The sequence below is a fragment of the Clostridium tunisiense TJ genome (assembly GCF_000300195.1).
In the GTDB taxonomy this organism is placed as follows: domain Bacteria; phylum Bacillota; class Clostridia; order Clostridiales; family Clostridiaceae; genus Clostridium_J; species Clostridium_J tunisiense.
Window position 1 is genome coordinate 1 of record NZ_AMQH01000034.1, and the last position, 2,909, is coordinate 2,909.

Consider the following 2,909-nt stretch of genomic DNA (forward strand, 5'->3'; position numbering starts at 1 on the left):
TTAGGTCAAGCCCTCGACTTATTAGTATTAGTCAGCTAAACATGTTACCATGCTTACACCCCTAACCTATCAACCTGATGTTCTTTCAGGAGTCTTACTGGCTTACGCCATGGGAAATCTCATCTTAGGGTATGCTTCACGCTTAGATGCTTTCAGCGTTTATCATTTCCCAACATAGCTACCCAGCTATGCCACTGGCGTGACAACTGGTGCACCAGAGGTTGGTCCATCCCGGTCCTCTCGTACTAAGGACAGCTCCCTTCAAATTTCCTACGCCCGCGACGGATAGGGACCGAACTGTCTCACGACGTTCTGAACCCAGCTCGCGTGCCGCTTTAATGGGCGAACAGCCCAACCCTTGGGACCTACTTCAGCCCCAGGATGCGACGAGCCGACATCGAGGTGCCAAACCTCCCCGTCGATGTGGACTCTTGGGGGAGATCAGCCTGTTATCCCCGAGGTAGCTTTTATCCGTTGAGCGATGGCCCTCCCACGAGGAACCACCGGATCACTAAGCCCGACTTTCGTCCCTGCTCCACTTGTCTGTGTCGCAGTCAGGCTCCCTTCTGCCTTTGCACTCTTCGCGCGATTTCCAACCGCGCTGAGGGAACCTTTGGGCGCCTCCGTTACTTTTTTGGAGGCGACCGCCCCAGTCAAACTGCCCACCTAACAATGTCCTGTGACCAGATTCATGGCCTCCAGTTAGAATCCCAGTACTGTCAGGGTGGTATCCCAAGGACGACTCCACTGAACCTGACGGCCCAGTTTCTCAGTCTCCCACCTATCCTGTACAGACAATACCGAAATTCAATGCTAAGCTACAGTAAAGCTCTACGGGGTCTTTCCGTCCAATCGCGGGTAGCAAGCATCTTCACTTGCACTACAATTTCGCCGGATTTGCTGTTGAGACAGTGCCCAAATCATTACGCCATTCGTGCGGGTCGGAACTTACCCGACAAGGAATTTCGCTACCTTAGGACCGTTATAGTTACGGCCGCCGTTTACTGGGGCTTAAGTTCACACCTTCGCTTGCGCTAAGTGATCCCCTTAACCTTCCAGCACCGGGCAGGCGTCAGCCCCTATACATCAGCTTTCGCTTTAGCAGAGACCTGTGTTTTTGCTAAACAGTTGCTTGGGCCTATTCTCTGCGACCACCTTTCGGTGGCACCCCTTCTCCCGAAGTTACGGGGTCAATTTGCCGAGTTCCTTAACAGCAATTCTTCCGATGGTCTTAGGATTCTCTCCTCACCTACCTGTGTCGGTTTGCGGTACGGGTACCAACTTCCTCGATAGAGGCTTTTCTTGGCAGCGTGGAATCAGATACTTCGCTCATACGAGCTCCCCATCACGCCTCAGATTCGGCTGGCGGATTTGCCTGCCAGCTACTCCTAAACGCTTAGACACACATCCAATAGTGTGCACATCCTATCCTCCTGCGTCACCCCATTTCTGATAACGTCAGTTGGTAGTACTGGAATATCAACCAGTTGTCCATCACCTACGCCTTTCGGCCTCGGCTTAGGTCCCGACTAACCCTGAGAGGACGAGCCTTCCTCAGGAAACCTTAGGTTTTCGACCGCTAGGATTCTCACCTAGCTCTCGCTACTTATGCCAACATTCTCACTTCTGCATCGTCCACCACTCCTTACGGTATGACTTCAGCCAATGCAGAAAGCTCCTCTACCACGTACACATAGTGTACATCCATAGCTTCGGTGGTAAGTTTTAGCCCCGGACATCTTCGGCGCGGGATCTCTTGACTAGTGAGCTATTACGCACTCTTTAAATGAGTGGCTGCTTCTAAGCCAACATCCTAGTTGTCTTAGAAATCCCACATCCTTTACCACTTAACTTACACTTTGGGACCTTAGCTGATGGTCTGGGCTGTTTCCCTTTTGACTACGGATCTTATCATTCGCAGTCTGACTGCCGAAATAAAAGTATATGGCATTCGGAGTTTGATAAGGTTCGGTAAGCGATATGCCCCCTAGCCTATTCAGTGCTCTACCTCCATTACTCAGTTAATCGACGCTAGCCCTAAAGCTATTTCGAGGAGAACCAGCTATCTCCGAGTTCGATTGGAATTTCTCCGCTATCCACAGCTCATCCCATGGTTTTTCAACACCAACGTGGTTCGGACCTCCACGAGATTTTACTCTCGCTTCATCCTGGCCATGGATAGGTCACCCGGTTTCGGGTCTACGACATGCAACTTTGCGCCCTATTCAGACTCGGTTTCCCTTCGGCTCCGTACCTTAAGTACTTAACCTCGCTACATATCGTAACTCGTTGGCTCGTTCTACAAAAAGCACGTGGTCACACATATAAAGTGCTCCCACCGGTTGTAGGCACACGGTTTCAGGTTCTATTTCACTCCCCTCCCGGGGTTCTTTTCACCTTTCCCTCACGGTACTTCTTCACTATCGGTCACTAGGTAGTATTTAGCCTTGGGAGGTGGTCCTCCCTGCTTCCCACAAGGTTTCACGTGTCTCGTGGTACTCTGGATCAGATCTCTTGCCTATTTCTTTTCGTTTACAGGACTATTACCTTCTACGGAGTAGCTTTCCAGCTATCTTCAACTAAGAAATCAGCAATTTTATGATCTGTCCTCAACCCCTAAGCCAAAGGCTTAGGTTTGGGCTCTTTCCCTTTCGCTCGCCGCTACTTAGGAAATCGATGTTTCTTTCTCTTCCTCCGGGTACTTAGATGTTTCAGTTCCCCGGGTTTACCTCTATATACCTATGTATTCAGTATATAGTCCATAGTGTTAACTATGGGGGTTGCCCCATTCGGAAATCTTTGGATCACTGGCTATTTGCGCCTACCCAAAGCTTATCGCAGCTTATCACGTCCTTCTTCGGCTCCTAGTGCCAAGGCATTCACCATGCGCCCTTTGTAGCTTGACCTAT

The 2,909-nt window shown here is 50.3% G+C and carries 1 rRNA gene; it reads right to left on the reverse strand.

The features are described 5' to 3' along the window. Window position 1 precedes the first annotated feature (1 nt). Window positions 2-2,906, reverse strand: a 23S ribosomal RNA gene (locus tag C661_RS0120780). Window positions 2,907-2,909: the final 3 nt, after the last annotated feature.